Annotated in this window: 1 protein-coding gene; it reads left to right on the top strand. The window is 59.5% G+C overall.

The annotated features are described in order from the left end of the window. Positions 1–143: 143 nt before the first annotated feature. Entirely contained in the window at positions 144–449 is a 306-nt protein-coding gene (locus NFJ07_RS25645; RefSeq protein ID WP_269998926.1) for a hypothetical protein, read from the top strand. Positions 450–511: the final 62 nt, after the last annotated feature.

The raw sequence follows: 511 nt of genomic DNA, 5'->3' as shown, positions 1-511 counted from the left end.
AACGGGGACTACACCGCCGTGCCGTACCAGCTCTCCCGCTGGCGCTTCGCTGGTGGTCTGGACTGCAAAGTGCGCTCGAACAACTGCTACGGGGTGTATCTCCGCCGCATCAACGAAGGCACGCTCTGGAAGGAGGGTTATCAATGAGAACTCTGCTGTCGTGGGCCCTGGCTCTGATCGTCATCGCTGTGCTCTCTGTGAGCCTGTATGAGACGCGGGGTACACTGAGGCTCACCGTCACCAAGGTCAATGAACAAGCGACCGCCCTAGAGACTCTCAGAGCCTCTCAGGTGCAAATGCAGGCTGGGCTAGCTGCGCTCTCGACGAAGTCTCAAGTCACCCGCAAGGAGGTGAGCGATGCGCTCGCTAAAGAACCTGATTACCGGGATACTGCTGTGCCTGCTAGCGTTGCTGACGGGCTGTGTAAGCGCCTCAGCTGTGCCAAGTAACCCGTATGTACCATGTGTGCACCCAATCGTCTCTACGGCGACCACAGGGGGCCTCGTGCAGG

Origin of the sequence: Arthrobacter sp. B2a2-09 (assembly GCF_027587375.1) — a bacterium.
Taxonomy (GTDB): domain Bacteria; phylum Actinomycetota; class Actinomycetes; order Actinomycetales; family Micrococcaceae; genus Arthrobacter.
The sequence above is the reverse complement of the archived record's forward strand: the minus strand, read 5'-3'. Positions and strand labels throughout refer to the sequence as shown.